The organism is Tistrella mobilis KA081020-065 (assembly GCF_000264455.2).
In the GTDB taxonomy this organism is placed as follows: Bacteria; Pseudomonadota; Alphaproteobacteria; order Tistrellales; family Tistrellaceae; genus Tistrella; species Tistrella mobilis.
The window spans coordinates 798,364-820,131 of record NC_017958.1; the positions used below are offsets into that span (position 1 = coordinate 798,364).

Annotated in this window: 15 protein-coding genes; 8 read left to right on the forward strand and 7 right to left on the reverse strand. The window is 69.5% G+C overall.

Going from position 1 to position 21,768, the window contains the following annotated elements:
* Positions 1-67: 67 nt before the first annotated feature.
* The 4 genes from TMO_RS27160 to TMO_RS27175 form a co-directional block, all read right to left on the reverse strand.
* Entirely contained in the window at positions 68-1,051 is a 984-nt protein-coding gene (locus TMO_RS27160) for a TAXI family TRAP transporter solute-binding subunit (protein ID WP_014748271.1), read from the reverse strand.
* A 110-nt stretch (positions 1,052-1,161) separates the two neighbouring features.
* Positions 1,162-1,959 carry an IclR family transcriptional regulator gene (locus tag TMO_RS27165; RefSeq protein WP_014748272.1) on the reverse strand — a complete coding sequence of 266 codons (798 nt, stop codon included), beginning with the start codon at positions 1,957-1,959 and terminating at the stop codon, positions 1,162-1,164.
* A gap of 38 nt (positions 1,960-1,997) precedes the next feature.
* Complete coding sequence (locus TMO_RS27170) at positions 1,998-3,218, reverse strand: M24 family metallopeptidase (RefSeq protein WP_014748273.1); 1,221 nt, start codon at positions 3,216-3,218, stop codon at positions 1,998-2,000.
* Between the two features lie 219 nt (positions 3,219-3,437).
* On the reverse strand, positions 3,438-5,639 hold the full coding sequence (locus tag TMO_RS27175) for a heavy metal translocating P-type ATPase (protein ID WP_014748274.1): 2,202 nt from the start codon (positions 5,637-5,639) through the stop codon (positions 3,438-3,440).
* Between the two features lie 138 nt (positions 5,640-5,777).
* Between TMO_RS27175 and TMO_RS27180 the strand changes: the two genes are divergently transcribed.
* Together TMO_RS27180 and TMO_RS27185 are read left to right on the forward strand one after the other, a co-directional pair.
* Complete coding sequence (locus TMO_RS27180; RefSeq protein ID WP_014748275.1) at positions 5,778-6,278, forward strand: MerR family transcriptional regulator; 501 nt, start codon at positions 5,778-5,780, stop codon at positions 6,276-6,278.
* 102 nt (positions 6,279-6,380) lie between these two features.
* Positions 6,381-7,031, forward strand: a complete 651-nt coding sequence (locus tag TMO_RS27185; protein WP_014748276.1) for a class I SAM-dependent methyltransferase — start codon at positions 6,381-6,383, stop codon at positions 7,029-7,031.
* On the opposite strand, the gene TMO_RS32890 is transcribed toward TMO_RS27185, so the two are convergent.
* Entirely contained in the window at positions 7,014-9,158 is a 2,145-nt protein-coding gene (locus TMO_RS32890; protein ID WP_014748277.1) for an anhydro-N-acetylmuramic acid kinase, read from the reverse strand. The genes TMO_RS27185 and TMO_RS32890 overlap by 18 nt on opposite strands.
* A 187-nt stretch (positions 9,159-9,345) precedes the next feature.
* Here TMO_RS32890 and tyrS point away from each other — a divergent pair, with 187 nt between their 5' ends.
* Positions 9,346-10,602: a tyrosine--tRNA ligase gene (gene tyrS, locus TMO_RS27195; protein ID WP_014748278.1), complete on the forward strand. Its 1,257-nt coding sequence runs from the start codon at positions 9,346-9,348 to the stop codon at positions 10,600-10,602.
* An 81-nt stretch (positions 10,603-10,683) separates the two neighbouring features.
* Here tyrS and TMO_RS27200 read toward each other — a convergent pair whose 3' ends face one another.
* On the reverse strand, positions 10,684-11,319 hold the full coding sequence (locus TMO_RS27200; RefSeq protein ID WP_014748279.1) for a YceI family protein: 636 nt from the start codon (positions 11,317-11,319) through the stop codon (positions 10,684-10,686).
* 208 nt (positions 11,320-11,527) lie between these two features.
* On the opposite strand from TMO_RS27200, the gene TMO_RS27205 reads away from it, so the two are divergent.
* From TMO_RS27205 to TMO_RS27215, 3 genes are read left to right on the forward strand one after another with little or no spacing between them, the layout of a single operon-like run.
* Positions 11,528-11,995 (forward strand): MarR family winged helix-turn-helix transcriptional regulator, encoded by a 468-nt coding sequence (locus tag TMO_RS27205; protein ID WP_014748280.1) that lies wholly within the window; start codon positions 11,528-11,530, stop codon positions 11,993-11,995.
* 1 nt (position 11,996) lies between these two features.
* On the forward strand, positions 11,997-13,571 hold the full coding sequence (locus tag TMO_RS27210; RefSeq protein ID WP_014748281.1) for an MFS transporter: 1,575 nt from the start codon (positions 11,997-11,999) through the stop codon (positions 13,569-13,571).
* 7 nt (positions 13,572-13,578) lie between these two features.
* Positions 13,579-14,631, forward strand: coding sequence for an HlyD family secretion protein (locus tag TMO_RS27215; RefSeq protein WP_014748282.1), 1,053 nt, complete (start codon positions 13,579-13,581; stop codon positions 14,629-14,631).
* A 7-nt stretch (positions 14,632-14,638) separates the two neighbouring features.
* Here TMO_RS27215 and TMO_RS27220 read toward each other — a convergent pair whose 3' ends face one another.
* A complete protein-coding gene (locus TMO_RS27220; protein ID WP_014748283.1) occupies positions 14,639-18,037 on the reverse strand; it encodes an AsmA-like C-terminal domain-containing protein in 3,399 nt (1,132 codons plus the stop codon).
* Between the two features lie 236 nt (positions 18,038-18,273).
* Here TMO_RS27220 and TMO_RS27225 point away from each other — a divergent pair, with 236 nt between their 5' ends.
* Together TMO_RS27225 and bcp are read left to right on the forward strand one after the other, a co-directional pair.
* Positions 18,274-21,306: a bifunctional [glutamine synthetase] adenylyltransferase/[glutamine synthetase]-adenylyl-L-tyrosine phosphorylase gene (locus TMO_RS27225; protein WP_014748284.1), complete on the forward strand. Its 3,033-nt coding sequence runs from the start codon at positions 18,274-18,276 to the stop codon at positions 21,304-21,306.
* Positions 21,303-21,764, forward strand: coding sequence for a thioredoxin-dependent thiol peroxidase (gene bcp / locus TMO_RS27230; protein WP_014748285.1), 462 nt, complete (start codon positions 21,303-21,305; stop codon positions 21,762-21,764). The genes TMO_RS27225 and bcp overlap by 4 nt, the downstream gene beginning before the upstream one ends.
* The last annotated feature ends 4 nt before the right edge of the window (positions 21,765-21,768 follow it).

Below are 21,768 nucleotides of genomic sequence, written 5' to 3' on the forward strand. Positions count from 1 at the left end.
TGACCTGACCTGAAGGCGGCATTGTGGAGCGAACGGCGCCGCTCCACCTGTCTCGAGCGGCGGGCGCCTATTTGATTGCGCCCGTCTCGTTGATTGCGCCCGTCTCGCGGTAATATTTCTCCGCCCCCGGATGCAGATGACCACCCGCGACATTGGCCAGATCGGACACCGTCAGATCCTGGAAAGATCCATGGACCTTCTTCAGTGCCTCCAGATTCTCAGTCAGGGTTTTTGCGATCCAGTAGGCCTCGCCATCCGGCATGTCATCGGCCGCCACGACCACCATCTGCGCGCTGACGGTCGCAACGTCGGAATCCTGCCCCGCGTAAACGCCGCCGCCGATCACGGCACGGCCGAGCGTCGGCATGTCGCTCTTCAGCTTTGCAAAGGCTGCGTCATCCACCGGAAGAAGCCTCAGCGGCACCGTGTTCGCAAGCTCATTGCCCCAGCTGGAGGGATAGGAAGCGACCGAGATCATCCCCTCGACGCGGCCATCCTTCATCGCATCGGTCTGCTCGTTGAGATCACCCGAGGACAGCCTGAGGTCGCCCGAGCCGAGGCCGACGGATTTCAGTGCCGCCTCGAAGACGATCGCCGAGATGGTGCCGGGACGCTGGGTCATGAAGGACCGGCCGGCAAGATCGCCGAGCGCGGCGATACCGGCATCCTGCCGGACGAAGACATGCATCAGCGAACTGGACAGGCCGGCGACGACGCGCACGTTCCGGATCGGTTCAGGAAACGGCGGCTGGCCGCGGGCTGCGACCGTCAGTGCCGGTGCGACCGTGAAGCCCAGTTCGCCCTTGTGATAGCCGACATTGGCGACGTTGGAGAGCCCGGCCCCCAGCTCCGGATTGGCCGGCACGCCGTTTTTCGCGAAGATCTCGGCCATGCCGGCACCGATACCGTACCAGCTGCTGCCGGAGACGGAGGTGAAGATCGTGAGATTGCGGGGTTTGTCTTCGGCGTGCAGCGGCACCGTGGTCGCAAAACATGCCGTGACCGCGAGTGTCGCAATGCGACAGGTCGCGAGAAGTTGGTTGCGGTCCATGTCAGTCTCCCTGGCCTTCGGGCTCCCTGGCCTCCGGCCCCTGGTTTCTGGTTTCCCGGTTCTTATCTTCTGGTCTTCTTGAGAGGATTCCGGTCTTCTTATGATGAGGCTCAGCTGGCCGCGAGGTGCCGCTCCGCCGGCAAAGCGCTGGCCGGACAGCCGAGGCGGAGGGAAATCTCCCGAGCAGCCTCGACGATCTTCAGCGTCAGCTCGTCGAACCGGACCCCGGTCTGAAGGGTCGGCGCATAGGCGGCACTGATCGCGCCGGCGATCTGACCGTTCGAGCCTCGGACCACGGCGCCGACCGAATCGATACCGGTCAGGTTTTCGCCGATCGCGGTCGCATAGCCCTGACGCCGTATCTCGTGCAGGTGTTCGAGCAGAGCATCCTCGGCCGTGATGGTACGGTCGGTGAACTGTGGCAGGGGCCGGGCGCGGATCAGCGACAGGGCCCGGCCTTCCGGCAGTTCGGCGAGGATCGCCTTGCCCAGCGCCGTAGAATGCAGGGCGAGCGGCTGCCCCGTCCGGGAATTGATCGAGATCGGCCCCTGGCTCTGCAGGGACAGCAGGTAGACGACCTGATCACCGAGGAGAGACCCCAGGAAGCTGTTGACCTCCATCGCCTGGGTCAGCGCCTGCAGAACCTCCATCGAGGACGAAACGAGGCGGTTGTCGTTCAGCAGCGAGGTGCCGAGCGACAATGCCTTATAGCCCAGCGAATAGCGGTTGCGCTCCGTATCGCGGGCAAGAAAGCCCTCTTCCAGGAGCGTGTTCACCAATCGCTGCGTGGTCGCGGGATTGAGGTCCAGCCGGCGGCCGATTTCACGGACCCCCAGGCTTTCCGCGGCCCGTTCCAGCTCCGACAGGATCGCCAGACCTCTCTGCAGGGATTGATTGCCGTTGCTCAAAGACGTGTGTCCTTCTCATGCACTGCGCCCGGGCGGCCTCAGCCGAGGCGGATCAGGTCGCGGGGGATGGTCGTGATCGGCTCGTGGCCCTCCCGGGTTACCAGGATGGTGTCCTCGATCATCATTCCACCCCAGCCGATCCGGTAATACGGCGTCTCCACGCAAAGGCACATGCCGGCCTCCAGCCGGTCCTTCGTCTGCGGGGTCAGAACCGGCATGTCGTAGCCACCGCCGAGGCCGATGCCATGGCCGACATGCTGGCGGCGATAGGACGGAATGCCGTTCTCGCGGACGACCCGGACCGTTTCGTCGAACAGCCCGGCCACGTCCACGCCCTCGCGGATGACCTCCAGCTCGTAGTCGATACCGGCCCTGATCGCGGCATAGCAGCGGACCTGCTCCGCATCCGGCTCGCCGAAGACGAAGGTGCGCGCCATGTCCGAGGCATAGCCCTGATAGATGCAGCCGGCGTCGATCCGGATCAGGTCGCCCGGTGCCACGCGGCGAGCCGTCGCATAGGCATCCGCCAGTGCCGAGCGCGGACCGGACGTCACGCTGACGAAGCGCGGGATGGCGCCGCCGGCGACCATCCCGGCGGCAATGATCGCCGCCATGTCCTGTTCGGTCATGCCGGGGGCGAACTGGCGGGCGACATCGAGCAGGCCGGTCTCGACCAGACGGGTCGCCTGACGGACCCGCGCCACCTCACCCGGCAGCTTGTGGCGCCGTGCCCGGGTGATGGCATCGGTGATGTCGGTCAGGAACCGGGTCTTCATGCCCTGCGCGATCACGTTCCAGGCCCGATCGTCGCCCGACCGGTCGATCCCGATGGTCCGGGCATCACCCGCCACCTCGCGGAGTGCCGCAAGCAGCGCCTCGTCGAACGACGCAAATCCGGCCGCGTCATAGCCGTCGGCACCGGTGCCGTCGACCTGTTCGAAACAGAAGAAGCCATAGCGGAACAGAGCGGCCGGATCGCCGGTCTCTTCCAGGGCAGGTCCTGCATCCGATGCGCTGACCACCAGGGCCACCCTGTCCCTGGTGGCGACGACCGCACTCAGGTACCGCGGGTTGAGGTCGTGGACGATGCTGAAATAGCCGCTGAGATAACCCTTATGCGCTGCGTGACAGGACACCAGCACATCGACGGCATCCCCCACCAGGGCGAAGCATTTGGCCCGCACCTCTGCGGCCAGCGCCATGCTGCCGGCAACCTGCGTCGCCCGATCCGCACGATGCGCTCCCATCGTCGCGTTCATCTCACCTCCTTTGTTCCTATAATCGATCTATCGTTTCATTTATCGTGTCACCCTAGCCTCGCCATTCCGGAGCTGTCAAGCGCCCGCTTCAGAAGGGTCAGGGGCGGGGAAGGACGACACCCCTCAGACGCGGTTCTGCCCGGGCCTGCGAATGCAGACCCGGGCAGAACCGGCGATGATCAATCGATGGAGTCGGCGCCCGACAGCAGAGGGGAAGGCTCAGCTGCGCCTCAACAGGCGCAGCGCATTGGCGGTGACCAGCACGGTGGCGCCGGTGTCGGCCAGGATCGCCGGCCACATGCCGGTCAGCCCGGCGATGGTGGTGACCAGGAAAACCAGTTTCAGGCCGATGGCGATCGCGACATTCTGACGGATCACGCCCATGGTCCGGCGCGCGAGGTCGATCAGCGCCGGCACGCCGGTGACGCGGTCGTCGAGCAGAGCCGCATCAGCGGTTTCCAGCGCCACATCGGTGCCGCCGCCCATGGCGATGCCGACCGAGGCCGCCGCCAGCGCCGGGGCGTCGTTGATGCCATCGCCGAGTTTGGCGACCGGGCCGCGGCCGGAACGGGTCAGATCCTGCACGATCCGGGCCTTGTCTTCAGGCATCAGCCCGCCATGGCCCTCGATACCGAGACGCCGGGCCATCGCCGACGCGGTGGCCGGGGTGTCGCCGGTCAGCATCACCGCGCCGATGCCGCGGCGCTTCAGGGCGGCCAGCCCGTCCAGCGCATCGCCGCGCGGGGCATCCTCCATCGCGATCAGGCCCAGCGGCCGGCCGGTCTCGGTCAACACCGCGATGCTGTGGCCGGCCTCACCCGCGCGCGCAATCGCCGCGGCCAGGCCCGCATCATCCTGTCGGCGGCCACTGCCGAGCAGAAGACTGCGTCCCTCGACCACCCCGCTCAACCCCTCCCCCGGGATCGCACGAACATCGCGCGCCGGCGGCAGGGTCAGGTCGCGGGTGCCGGCCTCATCCAGGATCGCACGGGCGATCGGATGGGCGGCGCCGGTCTCCAGCGCCGCCGCCAGGCGCACGACCTCGTCGGCCGCAAGGGTGCCGAAGCCTTCGACCGTCACCACCCGCGGCCGGCCCTCGGTCAGGGTGCCGGTCTTGTCGAAGGCGACGGTGCGGATGGCCGCCAGCTTTTCCAGCACCGCGCCGCCCTTGATCAGCAGGCCCCGGCGGGCGCCGGCAGCCAGCCCCGAGGCGATCGCCGCCGGGGTGGAGATGACCAGCGCGCAGGGACAGGCGATCAGCAGCAAAGCGAGGCCGCGATAGATCCAGACCGACCACTCGGCCCCGCCAAGCAGCGGCGGCAGCACGGCAGTCGCAAGTGCCAGCCCCACCGCGATCGGCATGTAGATGCGCGCGAACCGGTCGATGAACCGGGCGACCGGGGCCTTGGCCTCCTGCGCCTCTTCCACCAGCCGCACCACCCGGGCGATGGTGTTGTCGGCCGCAGCCGCCGTGACCTCGACGGTGATCGCGCGGTCCTGAACGACGGTGCCGGCGAAGACGTCGTCGCCGGTCAGCTTCTCGCGCGGGACCGATTCGCCGTTGACCGGGCTTTCATCGATCAGGGCCGCGCCCTCGACGACGGTGCCGTCGGCCGGCACCCGGTCGCCCGGGCGGACCAGAACCCGCTCGCCCACGGCAAGCTCTGCCGCGGGCACCTCGCGCACGCTGCCGTCGGCAGCAACCCGCCGTGCCGTACGCGGCACCAGATCGGCCAGCGCCTTGATGCCCTTGCGTGCCCGGGCGGCGGCAACGCCTTCCAGCAGTTCGCCCACCGCGAACAGGAAGACCACCGTCGCGGCTTCGCCGGCAGCCCCGATCGCCAGCGCGCCGAGCGCCGCGATGGTCATCAGCATCTCGATGGTCAGAACGGATCCGCCGCGCGCCGCGCGAAACGCCTGGCGCGCAACCGGCGCCAGCCCGATCAGCGCCGCGATCACGAAGGGCCAGGGATCGGCCACCGGCCAGGTCACCTCCAGCACCATCGCCACCGCCAGCATCAGCCCGGCGATGCCGACCAGCCGCGCCTTGGGGGTCTGCCACCAGGGGCCATCGATCGCGGCGCCGTGGGCGTGATCATGGCCGGTACCGTCACCATGATCGTGACCGTGATCATGGCCACAGCCCGCCGTCGGCGCACCGCCGATGGTGTAGCCGAGCGCCGTGATCGCCGCCTCTACCGCCGGCCGCTCCGGGGGCGTGGCGCCGGCCGGCGTGTCGACGCGCACCGTGCCGCCGGTCACGTTGACGCTGACCTCGGACGCTGGTGCGACCCTGCCGACCGCCCGCTCGATCTTGAGCGCGCAGGAGGCGCAGTCCATGCCGCCGACCGCCAGGCGGAGCACGGGGGCGGCACCGCCTTCGATGGCGGCTTCGGGGTCGTGAGGGCTGGCACGTCGCATCGCAGGGCCTCGCAGTTCGGGGGGAACGTCCTTGGATGCCCCCGATCCTGAGACCTACAGCGACTGTAGCTTCAAGCCCTTTTTTGCGAACCGGTCGCACCCCACATATCCAACAGCATTCCCGAGGGGAGACCCGGCATGACCGGCGGCAGGGCAGCGGCCCTTTCCATCGGATCCCTGGCGCGCGAGACCGGCGCCAAGGTCCAGACCATCCGCTATTACGAGCAGATCGGCCTGCTGCCGGAACCGGCGCGCACCGCCGGCAATCAGCGGGTCTATGGCAAGAGCCATCGCGACCGGCTGGCCTTCATCCGCCATGCCCGCGAACTGGGCTTCCCGCTGGATGCGATCCGCGAACTGCTCTCGCTTTCGGACGATCCGGCCGCCCCCTGTGCGACCGCCGACCATATCGCCCGCGATCAGCTGGCGGCGGTGGAAGCGCGCATCCGCCGGCTGGAGGCGCTGAAGATCGAACTCGAACGCATGCTCTGCGATCATGCCCGCACCGGCACGATCGCCGATTGCCGGGTGATCGAGGTGCTGGCCGATCACAGTCACGGGCATTGTGTGGTCCACCATGAAGCACCCGAGGCCGCATCTGACCTGACGGACACACCGACGACGGTGAAAACTTCGTGAGACATCAGGAAGCCCGCGTCAGAGGCGTGGGAGTGTGCTATCCAAAAAGCGTCGGGCCGGATGAAGAGGCCGAAGGACAAAAGGCGGACGGGACGGGCGGGCATGGTGACGTTTTCGATGAAGCGGGCGGGCTGTGCGGAGCATCGCCGGACCGCACGTGGCCGGGGCAGCGATTTTGTCGCCTTCTTTCGCGCCTGGATGGGCGATCCGCTCCGGGTCGCCTCGGTCATGCCCTCGGGCGAAGGGCTGGCGCGGCTGATCACGTCTGAAGTGACGCCTGCAACCGGTCCGGTCCTGGAACTCGGCCCCGGCACCGGTGTTTTCACCCGGGCCCTGCTGGCGCGCGGCGTGGCCGAACGCGACCTGACCCTGATCGAATTCGGCGCCGAATTTGCCGGCATGCTGACCCGGCGTTTCCCCGAGGCCCGCATCGTACAGGCCGATGCGGCGAAGCTGAAGCAGTGCCGGCTGTATGACGGTGCCCTGGCCGGCGCTGTGATCAGCGGCCTGCCGGTGCTGTCGATGCCCGCCCGCAAGGTGATGGCGATCCTGACCGGCGCCTTCGGCTATCTGAAGCCGGGCGGCGCCTTCTATCAGTTCACCTACGGGCCGCGCTGCCCGATTTCGCGCCGGATTCTGGACCGGCTGGGGCTGAAGGCGGTCAAGATCGGCTCCACCCGCCGCAATCTGCCGCCGGCCTCGGTCTATCGGATCACCCGGCGGCCGGCGCTGAAATCAGCGGTTGCGGCCTGATACCTGCCGCGCCAACTGGGCCCCCACCACCTGCGCCCGATGCAGCGCCCCGCCGGTGACCGCACCGTCGGTGGCGGTGGTCGAGGCATAGGAGAGGGCGAGCCCGTCGGCCGCCCGAACCGCCAGCACCGCGAAGGCCTGGGCTTCAAGCGCATCGCCGTCGAGGCCGACCTCGTCCACCGGTGCAACCGGCAGGTTGGACCGCGCGGCGATGGCGGCGCGCAAGGTGCGGTTGTGGCGGCCGCCACCCGCCAGCAGCACCCGTTCCGGCGGTTCGGCACCGGCCGCGACCGCCAGGCTGAGGCCGCGGGCGACCGCGCGGGCGGTGAACTGCGTCAGCGTGGCCGCCGCATCGGCCAGCGGCAGATCCGCGACCAGGTCGAGTGCCGCGGCGAAGCGGTCGCGATCGAGCGATTTGGGCGGTGACCGGTCGAAGAAGGGATCGGCAAGCAGCCGGTCGAGGATCGCCTCGTCGGCATGGCCGCCCGCCGCGGTGCCGCCATCCTGATCGAAGGCCTGGCCGGTGCGGCGGCGCATCAGATCGTCGATCAACGCGCCGCCCGGCCCGCAATCGAAGGCGAGCAGCCCGCCATCGGCGCCGATGAAGGTGAGATTGGCGACGCCGCCGATGTTCAGCACCGCGACCGGCGGCATCACCCCCGCCCAGGCCATCATCGCCCGGTGAACCACCGGCACCAGCGGCGCGCCCTCCCCGCCCCGGGCCATGTCGGCGCGGCGGAAATCCGAGACCGTGTCGATGCCGGTCAGGGCGGCGAGCCTTGCGCCGTCGGCCAGCTGCACGGTGATGCCCTCGTCCGGCAGATGCAGCACGGTCTGGCCATGAAAGCCGATCAGCCGGACATGGGGCGCGATCTCCGGCACCGTTTCCAGCAGCGCGGTCACGGCGTCGGCCTGGGCGCGGGTCAACGCCGCCTCGGCCCGGGCGGCATCGACGAGCGGCGCCCGGCCGCCCAGCAGCCGGGACAGCGCCTCGCGCAGATCCGCCGGATAGGGCCGGAACAGGGTCGGCCCGAAGCCGGTGATGTCAACCCCGTCGGTCTCGACCAGCGCGGCATCGATGCCGTCGAGCGAGGTGCCGCTCATCAACCCCACCGCCCAGACCGGCCGGCGGCGCGGCGCGCCGTCATCGGCAGAGGCGGCAATGACGGTGGGGTCGGGATCGGCCGGCACCGGCCGGCCGGCCATGCGGGCTGCGATGGCGACCAGCGATGGCGGTGCGGGGAAGCCCAGCGCACGGGCGCGCGACCAGTCCTGTGCCGCCGGCCAGCCGGTGACGGCGGCCGTGGGCGCCGCCTCGGGCGCGATGGTGATCAATCCCGCCGCCTCTGGCCCCGCGACGCGGGCAACGGCACCGACCAGATCCCCCGCCCGTATGGTGCGTGCGGGCAGGGCCACCAGCGGGTCGCCGCCCAGCGCCGCCGCCGGCAGACCGGCCAGCCGGATCAGCCCGTCCACGGTAGAGGCGACATCGGAAACCGCAAGCTTCACCCCCGCCGGCAGCGGCAGCACCACCGCCTCTCCGGCAGGTGCCGCCGACAGCACCCGGGCCAGGCGGGCGACCGCGCTGGTGCCGCCGGCGGCGGCCGGCCGGTCGATGATGCTGGCGATGCGGGCGATGCGCGGATCGACCACGCCGCGGCGGCCGGCATCGGCGAGCAGCAGCTCGGCCGCAGCCTTGGTCGCGCCATAGGTGGTGGCCGGGCGCGGCGCATCGTCGTCGCCTGCGCTCGCCCGCGCCGTCCGCCCGCCATGGACCGAGATGGTCGAGGCGAAGACCAGCCGCGTCTGCCGCCCGCTTGCGGCGATCGCCCCGATCAGATGACGCACGGCATCGAGATTGAGGGCGGCCGCGGCCTCAGGGTCGGCCTCGCCCGAGGGCGTGTTGCCGGCGGCCAGATGGAAGATCAGATCGGCCCCCGCGCCGATCAGCGCGCGCACTGCATCGGCGCGGGTCAGATCGACGGCAGGCGCGCCGCCGCGGGCGACCTCGTCCAGCCGCTCGATCGGCCGGGCGGCGCCGTCGATCAGGATCGTGCCCGCCGCCTTCAGCTGCCCGACCAGCGCCCGGCCGATGAAGCCAGTCGCCCCGGTCACGATGATGCGCATCGGTCACGTCCCTCCGAGACTGCGTTGATCTGCCTGACCACGGATCGTCATCCCGCGGCCGGTCATCTGGCGGCCCGTCATCTGGCGGTGCGGGCGGTTTCGTGCTACATCCGCCCGCGTATCCAAACCCGGTCGGCCCCCTGAACGATCCACGGCCGGCCGCTTTCGTGCAAGAGGAACCCTGCCGATGACCGATCGCCGCTACGTGTCCGACTTCGTGCGCGTAATGGTCGAGCGCGGCTATCTCCACCAGGCAACCGACCTGGAGGGGCTCGACGAGCGCTTGAACCAGGGCACGGTCGCCGGCTATATCGGCTTCGACTGCACGGCGAAAAGCCTGCATGTCGGCAGCCTGGTGCAGATCATGATGCTGCGCTGGCTGCAGAAGACCGGCCACAAGCCGATCGTGCTGCTGGGTGGCGGCACCACCCGGATCGGCGATCCGACCGGCCGCGACGAGGCCCGCAAGATGCTCGACGATGCCGCCATCGCCGAGAACATGGCCGGCATCCGCCAGGTCTTCGACAAGTTCGTGCAGTTCGGCGACGGCGCCACCGATGCGGTGATGGTCAACAACGCCGACTGGCTGGACGGGCTGGGCTACATCTCGTTCCTGCGCGACTATGGCCGGCACTTCTCGGTCAACCGCATGCTGACCTTCGAGTCGGTCAAGCTGCGGCTGGAGCGCGAGCAGCCGATGTCGTTCCTGGAATTCAACTACATGATCCTCCAGGCCTACGACTTCCTGGAACTGTCGCGCCGGCAGAACTGCCTGCTGCAGATGGGCGGCTCGGACCAGTGGGGCAACATCATCAACGGCGTGGAGCTGGGCCGACGGGTGGACGAGCGCGGCCTGTTCGGCCTGACCTCGCCGCTGATCACCCTCGCCTCGGGCCAGAAGATGGGCAAAACCGCGGGCGGTGCGGTGTGGCTGAACGCCGAGATGCTGTCGGCCTATGACTACTGGCAGTTCTGGCGCAACACCGCCGATGCCGATGTCGGCCGCTTCCTGAAGCTGTTCACCGAACTGCCGCTGGACGAAATCGCCCGGCTGGAAGCGCTGGGCGGCGCCGAGATCAACGAGGCCAAGAAGATCCTGGCCCATGAGGCGACGAAGATGGCGCATGGCGAAGAGGCGGCGCTCTCCGCCGCCGAAACCGCCCGCCGCACGTTTGAGGAAGGCGCCGCCGGCGAGGATCTGCCGGTGATCGTCATCCCCGCCGCGGAACTGGATGCCGGCATCCCGGCCTTCGAACTCTTCGCCCGCGCCGGCCTCGCCCCCAGCCGCAAGGAAGCCCGCCGCACCATCCAGGGCGGCGGCGCCCGCCTCAATGGCGAGAAGATCGAGGACGAACAGCAGCCGATCACCACGGCCCGGCTGGTTGACGGCCAGATCAAGCTGTCGGCCGGCCGCAAGCGCCACGCGCTGGTGAAGGTCGGCTGAGCCGCACCGGACAAGCGGTCGGGACGAAATACGGGCGGCACCGGTCGGGGCCGCCCGTTTCCTTATAGGCGACGTCCGGTGTTACGACGCCGCCTCAAACGCCGCACCGATCTCCAGCATCACCTCGTCCGAGACCATCGGCACGATATAGGTCATGCCGAAATCGCTGCGGCGGATGGTGGTCTCCGCCTCGAAGCCGATGGTGGCGGCCTGGTTCATGGGGTTGACGCCGGCGCCGGTGAAGCGGGCGTCGAGCACCACCGGCTTCGTGACGCCGCGGATGGTGAGGTCGCCGGCGATCTTCGCCGTCATGCCGTCCACCTCGACCGCGGTGGAGCGGAAGGTGATGGTGGGGTGGGACGCCATGTCGAAGAAATCGGGGCTCCGGAGATGCTCGTCCAGCTCCGCGCTGGTGGTGACCAGGCCGTCGACCGGGATCTCCATCGCCACGCTGGCCTTCGACGGGTCGGCCGGATCGATCTGAAGCGTGCCGGTGGCGCCGCCGGCAATGCCGCGATAGGCGTTGAAGCCGAAATGGTCGACCGTGAAGGTGATCTGGGTATGGGAGGGATCGGCCGTGTAGCGGCCCGCGGCCACCCGTGACGGATCGGCCGCACCCGGCACCTGCTGCGCCATGGCGGGGACGGCAACGGCGCCGAGGCCCAGGCCGGCGCCGAGGATCGCGGCGGAGAGAACGGTCTTCATCATCGGCGGCATCCGATCATCCTTTCGAAACCGGTAGACGGCATATCCGTCCCGCAGTCTTTCACATCCGTCGTGACCATTGCGTGTTCGCGAAGGCGTGACACCCCGCACAGCCCTGCCCGGCCTGCAAAGCCGCCCCGCAACCGCGGGACTTGCACGGGCGGCCGATCCGGCATAAATGTCGCCAGACAATCATTAGCAGCCTATATATGTGGTCCCTATGAAATCCCGCCCCGCCACCCTGCGCTCCGACGTCACCAACGAGCTGGCCACCGCCAGCCGCAAGATGCGCACCGGCTTCGATGCGCTGGTCCGCACCCGCGGGCTGACGCTGGCCCGGGCACGGGCGCTGATGCTGCTGGCCCGCCATCCGGGGATCAGCCAGACCGAGCTGGCCGGGCTGCTGGAAATCGAGAACCCGACCGTGGTCCGCCTGCTCGACGGGCTGGAGAAACAGGGGCTGATCCGGCGGACGCCCGCCGAGACCGACCGGCGGGTGAAGCGGATCGATCTGACCGAAGCGGCCGAAGACCAGGTCGACGAGATCGAGGATCTGGCCGAGGTGATGCGCGGCACCATGGCGCGCGGCATTCCCGAGGCCGATCTGACCGTCACCCTGAACGTGCTGCGCCGGATGATCGCCAATCTGGAGAGCGGCCCCGCCGCCGATGACGGGGAGGCGGATTGAGGTGACCGAGGAGCCCGGCATCCCCATCCGGCGGATGATCGCCTGCATCGCAACCTCGGCCCTGCTCTGGTCGGCGCAGGGCCTGGGCATGAACCTGATTGCCGCCAACACCACACAGATCTCGGGCGCGCTCGGCGCCACCACCAACGAGACGATGTGGCTGGTGGCGGCCTATATGGCGCCCAATGTCAGCCTGACCATGCTGCTGACCAAGGTGCGCAACCAGTTCGGCCTGAGGCGCTTCACCGAAATCGGCATCGCACTCTTCGTCGCCGTGTCGTGCCTGCACCTCTTCGTCCAGGACCTGCATGCCGCCCTGGTGGTGCGCTTCCTGGCCGGGGTCGCCGCCTCGCCCATGTCGACGCTCGGCTTCCTTTATATGCTGGAGGCCTTCCCGCAATCGAAGAAGCTGTCCTGGGGGCTCAGCCTCGCGCTCACCTGCACCACGCTCAGCGCGCCGCTCGCCCGGATCATCTCACCCACCCTGCTCGACCTCGGCCTCTGGCACGGGCTTTATCTGATGGAGGCGGGGGTCGCCCTGATCGCCATGGCCGCCGTGCACCGGCTGCCGCTGACGCCGATCCCGCATACGAAGATGCTCCACCCGCTGGATGCCGTCAGCTATCCGCTGGTCGCGACCGGCTTCGGCCTGCTGGCGGTGGTGATGGTGATGGGCCGCTATGAATGGTGGCTGGAGGCGCGGTGGATCGGGATCTGCCTCGCCCTTTCCGCCCTTTGCATCGCTGTCGCGGCCGCGATCGAGATCCATCGCGAAACGCCGCTGCTCAACATCCGCTGGCTGACCAGCCCCGAGATCCTGCATGTGGCGGCCATCCTGCTGGTCTTTCGGCTGGTGCTGTCGGAACAGACCTCGGGCGCCTTCGGCCTGTTCCAGACGCTGGGCCTGCTCAACGATCAGAGCCGGTCCCTGCAGGTCGTGATCCTGCTGGCCTCGATCGCGGGCGGGATCACCTGCGGGATGCTGCTGAAGCCGGGGCGCGACGCCGCCTTTCACGCGGTCGCCCTGCTCTGCATCATGGCCGGCGCCTTCATGGACGGTCATGCGACCAGCCTGACCCGCCCGGGCCAGATGTATCTGAGCCAGGCGCTGATCGCCTTCGGGGGCATGCTGTTCCTGCCGCCGGCCATGCTGACCGGGCTGATGCACACCCTGAAACAGGGGCCGACCTTCATCACCAGCTTCATCGCCGTCTTCCTGTTCACTCAAAGCCTGGGCGGGCTGATGGGTTCGGCGCTGTTCGGCAGCTTCGTCACGCTTCGCGAGAAGTTCCATTCGGCCCGGCTGGTCGAGGATGTGGTGCTGACCGATCCGCTGGTCGCGGCGCGCGTGAAGCAGCTGGGCGGCGCCTATGGTCATGTGCTGACCGATCCTGCCCTGACCAATGCGGAAGGCATCGCCCTGCTCGCAAAACAGGCGACGCGCGAGGCGACGGTGCTCGCCTATAACGACGCCTTCCTCGCCATTTCGGCCCTGGCAGCCCTGGCGCTTGCCGGCCTTGTCCTCCATCTGCTCGTCGCCCGGGTCCACCGGACGGCGGATGCGATCGCTTCCTGATGTCCCCATGGCCAAGAAAATCTTCCATTTCAAGACCCTGATCATCCTCGCCGCCGGCCTTGCAGGTGCGCTGCTCGTCCTTTACGCCTGGCGGCTGCCGCCCTTCGACAGCGGCGTCGAGGTCACCGAGAATGCCTATATCCGCGGCCGGGTCACCCTGCTCGCCCCCCAGCTTTCGGGCTATGTGACGGATATCGCGGTCAGGGATTTCGAGACGGTCCGGGCCGGTCAGGTGCTGGTGCGGATCGACGACCGGATCTATGCCCGCCGGCTGGAGCAGGCCGAGGCGGAGCTGGCCGGCAGGCAGGCCGCGCTGGCCAATGCCGATCAGGACCGGCTTGCCGCCGAGGCGCGCATCGCCTCGGCGAAGGCGGCGGTCGACAGCGCGCAGGCGGCCCTCACCCGCAGCCGCGCCGATGCGGGCCGGGTGGATGCGTTGATCACCCGCGGCGCCGCAACACGCGCCGCGGCTGATGCCGCCCATGCCGCCCGCGACCAGGCGGCCGCCGCCCTCGCCCAGGCAGAGGCGGCGGTGGAGGTGGCGAAACAGGATCTCCAGAGCGTGATCGTCGGCCGCGGCACGCTGGACGCGGCGGTGGAAGCGGCACGCGCGGCGGTGCGGCTGGCGCGGATCGACCTCGACAATACCCGGATCACGGCGCCGGTCGACGGGCGGATGGGCGAGATCGGCGTCCGGCTCGGCCAGTATGTCACGGCCGGCACCCAGCTGGCGGCGATCGTGCCGGCCGATCGCTGGATCATCGCCAATTTCAAGGAAACCCAGCTCAGCGGCATGCGGCCCGGTCAGCCGGTCTCGTTCACCGTCGATGCCCTGCCCGGCCAGAGCTTCCGGGGGCGGATCGAGCGCTTCTCCCCCGCCACCGGCTCGGAATTCGCGGTGCTGAAGCCCGACAACGCCACCGGCAACTTCACCAAGGTAGCGCAGCGCCTGCCGGTCCGGATCGCGATCGACCACGACCAGCCGGCGCTGGACGGCCTGGCACCGGGGCTGTCGGTGGTGGTGCGGGTCGACACCGAAGGCGGTGCCGGCCGCGGCTGATCGGCCATCAACGATTGAAGTCCGGCTTGGGATCGGTACCGGTCGGCGGGCTGCCGGCATTGCCTGTCACCCCGTCGGCGATGGCGCCGAACAGGTTGCGCAGAAAGCCCGGCGCCAGGGCGGCGAGCGGGTTGACGCTGACATCCGGGTCGTCGAGCGGCCCCTTCAGTCGATAGGTGGCGGCGAAGATGCCGCTGCCCTCCTCCCCCACCAGCAGATCGCCGATCACCGGAATGCGGCCGATGGCGCTGTTCAGGGTATAGAGCGGCACCAGCGTGCCGGCCATGTCGATGGTGCCGCCGTCGATATCGATCTGTCCCGAAGCCGTGACGCCGACCTCGCTGCCATGGGCCCGGGCCTCGGCGAGCGTGACGACCCCGTCCTCGTAGACGAAATCGCCGTCGAGCACGCTGAAGGCGATGCCATCACGCCCGCCCAGCTGGTCCGAGACACCGGCCGGCGAGGCCGTCGCCAGGGCGCGGGCGATGGCGGGCGCGTTCTGCAGGCGATAGTCGCGGCCGACCACATGGCCGCGGATCAGATCATGGGCGACGCTGTCGTCGATCACCCCGTCGATCACCATCGATCCGCCGGCGATGCGGCCGCGCAGCCCGGCAAAGGCTATGAGATCATCCATCCGGTCGGTCTCCAGCCGGATGGTCCGACCACCGACGGCGGCGGCACCGCCACCGATCGCGACCGACACCATGCCCGGCCCGCGATTGCCGGCAGCCGCCGCGGTTTCCGGCGCCACCGGCAGCACCGCCTGCAGCCGCGCCTCGCGCCAGTGGCCGTTCGCGATCGAGACCGAGCCGCGGGCCCGATCCAGATGCCGTTCATCGTCGATCCGCACCCGATCGAGCGCCAGTTCCAGATCGATCCGCTTCGGCGGCGCGGCCGGATCGCGAACCTCGGCGGCCGTCTCGCCGCCCTTGCGGTCGATCAGCGGTTCGACATCGAGCATCCGCCCGGCCAGCGACACCCGGTCGGCCGCACCGTCGCGACCGGCGCGATAATCGATCCGCAGCCGGCTGTCGCCAAGATCCAGACGCGTGATCTTCGCCTCCAGCAGCCGGCCCGCCGCCACCCTGAGCGTGCCGAGCGAATAGAGATCGCCCGCCTCGATCCGCAGATCGCGGATATCGATGACTTCACCGCCCGGACCCGCACCGCCCGGCACGGCGTGGGGGTGGACCGTGGCCGTCAGCTGCCCAGCGGTTCCGGCGGGCTTGGTCCAGCCGATATCGGGGATGGCGAGGCGCGACCGGGCCAGATCGGCATCGACCTGGATGACCGGCTCGTCGGGCTTGCCGCGCGGCACCTCGACCGCAAGCTTCAGGCCGATCGGGCCGGTCAGATAGGGGTCCAGGTCGAAGCCGGCGCGCTTGCGGGCCGCCTCGTCCAGCGTGCCCGCGACATCCACCCGCCGCTCCCACTCGGTGGGGGCGGCAATCGCCTGCCGCCAGTCGATGTCGAGCGGCGCGCCGCCGATCGCCGCCCGGCCGGTCAGCCGCGCCTGGGCATTGTCGACCGCCACCGCGAAACTGCCATCGGCCATGTCGAGCCCGAGCACCGCCTTGCGCAGCGCCAGCGCCTCGATCCGGCCGCGGGCGGTATAGCGGACATCGGGCTTGTCCTGGCCGAGCGGCAATTTGAGGGTGAGATCGATATCCGTGCGCCCCTCCAGCCCGTCGGGGTTGGACAGGGCCGGGTCGACGAATTCGATCGGCGGCATGGCGAGCACGCGGACCGCATCGGCGACCGGGCCCGAAATCGGGATCATCGACTCGACCCTTGTCGGCTCGGTCTTGACGCCGAAGCCTTCGATGGCGACCCGGGCCGCCCCGAGACGGAGCCCGGTATCACCGGCACGGCCGCCATCCTTCAGATTGAAGCGCAGGCCGCGGAGATCGAAACTGCCGGTACCGGCCAGATCGCGCGCCGGCGGCAGCGGCCGTTCATAATCGACCGAGATGCCCCGATAGGCGAAATCGCCCTGAATGGCCGAGGGTGCCAGATGCCCGTCTGCGCCCAGCATGCCCGGGCGGATGTCGAGCACCACCGACACGCCGTCGACCCGGCCGCCGCGCACCCGCGAAATCACCCAGTCGCGCGCCGCCTCCTGCTGGCCGAGCGGCCAGTAGCGGTCGATATCGTCGACGGCGAGATCGCCGCCGATCACCCCGCCCGAGATGCCGAGCCCCGCGGCCGGGCCGTTGAGGCCGGTGACGGTGACGCTGCCGCCGAGTGCAGCACCGTCGGCCAGGCGGAGATCGGCGCGGGTGACTTCCAGGCGGTTGCCGTCTTCGGTGAGATCGGCCGCAAGCACGACCCGCTCCACCGGCAGCGGCCGGGCAATGACGCCGGGCCAGTCGACCTCTCCCGCCCCCGCCGTGGCATGGAGCCGCAGCCGATCGATCCGACGATCGGCCATCTTCATCTCCACCACCCCCTGCAGCGGCAAAGCGAGGCCGTCGAAGGGGGCCGGCAGGCCGAGCACGGCCGCGATCCGGTCGACGCGGGTGGGATGGATGGTCAGGTCCAGATCGGCCGCGCCCTGATCGGGGGTCACCAGGCCGCCCAGCGAGGCGCCGACCGCCTCGCCCGCAACATTGCCGGCCAGATCGACGGCGACCCTGATCCGCTCCCCCTCGCGGATCAGGCGCAGATCGCGGCCGGAGATCTGGCCCGAAAAGCCGGCGACGCCGTCCTGATAGGTGACGTCCACCGCTGCCACGCGGACCAGCTGCACCCGGGTCATATCCAGCGCCCAGGCGCCGGGGTCGGTCATCTGGTTGAGCCAGCCACGCAGCCGGTCGACATCCGAAGCGGGTTCGGCCGGTATCGGCGGCGCGGCCGGATCGGGCGCGCGGAGTTCGTGATCCGGTGCCTTGGGTTCAGGCGGTGGTGCACCGGGTTCGAACAGCGGCATCAGCCGCGAGACCGGCAACCCGTCTTCGGGCGCCCGGGCACGTTCGAGCGGGGCCGCATCGAGCAGCGCCAGCGAAACCTCGCCCGAAGGCGCGCGCTGGACGGCCAGTTCGACTCCGGTCACCTCCAGCACCGTGGGCGCGATGCGCTGGGCGATCAGATCGCCGACCGACAGCCCGATCCGGAGGCCAGGCAGGCGCAGTACCGGCTGGTTGAACCGGTCGATGATCCGGACGTCTTCGACCGCCAGGGTGAGGGCGACATTGGTGGCGTCGAGCGAGAGCCGGGCCTCGCCGGCATCGATCCGGAAGCGGCCCTCGGCCAGTTCCAGCCGGTCGGCGATCCACGGCCCGGCCGGCCCCAGATCGACCGGCCCCGCGGCCAGCCGGAAGCCCGCAGCCGCCAGCGCCAGAATGACGACCAGCAGCAGCCCGAGCACAAGACGGACGACCCAGGTCGAGATCCTGACGATCATGCGGGCGCGTCCTTACTGTCCTGATGGGCCGGCGGCAGGCGGCAGTGGAGGCGATGCGCCGGGTCTTGCGTCCCGGCAGGGGTTATGATCCGGTGTCTAGCAGGTAATGCCGATCGCGCGAAGCGCCAAGACGGTGTCCGTCGCATGGTCGCATGGCCTGCTTGCGTGATCATTACGTGTCATCCCTGCCCCATCTCCGCGCCCCCCACGCTGCGCCCCGTACCGGAAGCCCCCGCATGACCGCCGCTTCGCCCCTGCTCGACGCCGCCCCGGGCCATCGCCTGCCGGTCGTGGCCGACCCCGACCGCGCCGCGATCGCCCGCGAGCGCATCCTGGAACGGCTGGGCGAGGCGCAAGGCAATGCGGCGGACGACCTGGCCGCCTTTCGCGCGTTTCTGGAAGATCCGGCCGGCCGGCGGCTGGTCGACGGCATGGCCTGCGGCAGCGCCTACCTGACCCAGCTGGCGGTGATCGAGGCACCGGTTCTGGCGCGCACCGTGCGCCTTGGCCCCGTGGCGGCCTTCGACGAGATCCGCGCGGGTTTCGAGGCGCTGAAACGCCAGGGCGGCACCGAGGCGCAGGTGATGGCAGAGCTGCGCCGGCTGAAACGGCGGGCGGCGCTGGTGATCGGGCTGGCCGATCTGGCCGGGATCTGGTCGCTGGCCGATGTGACCGGCGCCGTTTCCGACACCGCCGAAGCGGCGCTTCAGGCGGCCTTCGCCCATCTGCTGCGCGATGCGGCCAGGCGCGGCGAGATCCGGCTGGACACCCCCGAGGATCCCGGGCCGACGAGCGGGCTTTTCGCGCTGGGCATGGGCAAGTTCGGCGCCTGCGAGCTGAACTATTCCTCGGATATCGACCTGATCGTGCTCTACGAGCCCGAGCGGGTGCAGATGGCCGACGACCGCCACCCCCAGCCGGTTTTCACCCGCATCGCCCGCGATCTGGTGAAGCTGATGGAGGCGCGCACCGCCGAAGGCTACGTCTTCCGCACCGATCTGCGCCTGCGCCCGGACCCGGCCTCCACGCCGCTTGCGCTCTCGGCCGAAGCGGCCGAGGTCTATTACGAAAGCGTCGGCCAGAACTGGGAACGGGCGGCGATGATCAAGGCCCGGGTTGTGGCGGGAGATCAGACCGCGGGTGAGCTGTTCCTGAAACGGCTGACGCCCTTCGTCTGGCGCAAGAGCCTGGATTTCTATGCCATCGCCGACATCCATTCGATCAAGCGCCAGATCAATGCCCATCGCTCGGGCGACGGGCTGGACCTGCCCGGCCACAATCTGAAGCTCGGCCGCGGCGGCATCCGTGAGATCGAATTCTTCTGCCAGACCCAGCAGCTGATCTTCGGCGGCCGCTCGCCTGCGCTGAGAGCGCGCGCGACCGAGGCGGCGCTGGATGCGCTGGTCGCCGAACAGCGGGTGGAGGCGCCGGTGGCGGCGCGGCTGAAGACCGCCTACCGGCTGCTGCGCACCGTCGAGCACCGGCTGCAGATGGTCGACGACGCCCAGACCCATTCCCTGCCCAAAGACGAGGCCGCCTTCGCCCGCCTGGCGGCGTTTTCAGGCTTCGAAGACCCGGCCGAATTCGGCCGGGTGCTGCTCGACACGCTGAAGGGAGTGGAGAAGGCGTATGCGGAACTGTTCGACGACGCGCCGGGGCTTGGCACCGCCGAGGGCAACCTGGTCTTCACCGGCACCGAGGACGACCCCGACACGATCGAGACCCTGGAGCGGATGGGCTATCGCGAGCCGTCGCGCGTGGTCGCCCGCGTGCGCGAATGGCATCGCGGCCGGGTCCGCGCCACCCGCAGCGGCCGTGCCCGCCAGATCCTGACCGAGATCATGCCGGAACTGCTCTCCCGCCTGGGCGGGACCGGCGATCCCGATGCGGCCTTCATGCGCTTCGACGCCTTCCTGGGCGAACTGCCCTCGGGCGTGCAGATCTTCGCCCTGTTCCACAGCAACCCCGAACTGCTGGAACTGGTGGCGGAAGCCATGGGCACGGCGCCCAAACTATCGGAACAGCTCGCCCGCCGGCCGTCGCTGCTGGAAGCCGTGCTCGACCCCGATTTCTTTTCGGAACTGGCGACGCCCGAGGCGCTGGCCGCCGATCTGGAGCGGGTGCTGTCGCGGGCGATCGACTATGAAGACACGCTGGACCTCACCCGCCGCTGGGCGGGGGAGCGCAAGTTCCAGGTGGGGGTGCACATCCTGCGCGGGCTGACCGATGCCGATGCCGCAGCCCCGGTGCTGACCGCCATCGCCGACGCGGTGATCGGCGCCCTGCTGCCGCGGGTGCTGGACGAATTCGCCCAGGCCCATGGCCGGATGCCCGGCGGACGGATCGCGATCCTGGCTCAGGGGCGGCTGGGATCGCGGGAGATGTCGATCGACAGCGACCTGGATCTGGTCATCGTCTACGACGCCTCGGGCGAGGCCGGATCGGATGGCAGCCGGCCGCTGGGGCCCTCGCACTACTATGCCCGCCTTGCCCAGCGTTTCATCTCGGCGATCTCGGCGCTGACCGGGGAAGGCCGGCTTTACGAAATCGACACCCGGCTCAGGCCCTCGGGCTCGTCGGGGCCGGTGGCGAGCCATCTGGATGCCTTTCGCCGCTATCACCGCGAGGATGCCTGGACCTGGGAACATATGGCGCTGACCCGCGCCCGGGTGGTGGCGGCCAGCGACGACAGCCTGAGGCAGGATCTGAACCAGGTGGTGCGCGAGGTACTGCTCACCCCCCGCGATGCCGACCGGGTGGTGGTCGAAGTGGCGGATATGCGCCGCCGGATCGCCCAGGAACACGGCACCGAGGATTGCTGGCAGGTCAAACACGTCCGCGGCGGGCTGGTCGATCTGGAATTTCTGGCCCAGCAGCTGCAACTGATCCACGGGCCGGACATGCCCGGGCTGCTGCTGGGCGACACAGCCCTGGTGCTGGCCCGGGCGGAGGAGCTGGGACTGATCGAGGATGGCGCGATGCTTGCCGATGCGGTAAGGCTTCAGCGGCGCATGCTGGGCCTGCTCCGGCTGACCGTCACCGGCCGCTTCGACGGCCGGACGGCGCCCCCGGGGCTGATCGCCGCCCTCGCCCGGGCCGCGCGCCTCGACGAGGGCGCGGATGCCGAGGCGATCGGTGACGTGCTCCGCTCTTGCCAGGCGCGCGTGCACGCCCATTTCGACCGCTACGTCACCGATGTCGCCGCCCGGGTGAAAGCCGAAGGCGCGGCGGATGCCGGGGCGGACCCCAAGATGGAGACGAAACGATGATCGAGGAAGGCGCCAAGGCCCCGGATTTCACCATGCCCACCGATGGCGGCGGCGAGGTGTCGCTGGCCGCCCTCGCCGGCAAGACGGTGGTGCTCTATTTCTACCCGCGCGACGACACGCCCGGCTGCACCAAGGAGGCCTGCGCCTTCCGCGATCTGCATCCGGCGCTGGAAAAGCTGGATGCGGTGGTGATCGGCGTGTCGAAGGACAGCGTCGCCGCCCATGACAAATTCAAGGCCAAATACGACCTGAACTTCCCGCTGGCGGCCGATACCGACGGCGCGGTCTGCGAGGCCTATGGCGTCTGGGTCGAGAAGAACATGTATGGCCGCAAGTCGATGGGCATCGAGCGCAGCACCTTCCTGATCGACGGCACCGGCACCGTGCGGAAGATCTGGCGCAAGGTGAAGGTCGACGGCCATGCCGAGGCCGTGAAGGCGGCCATCGACGCGCTCTGACGGG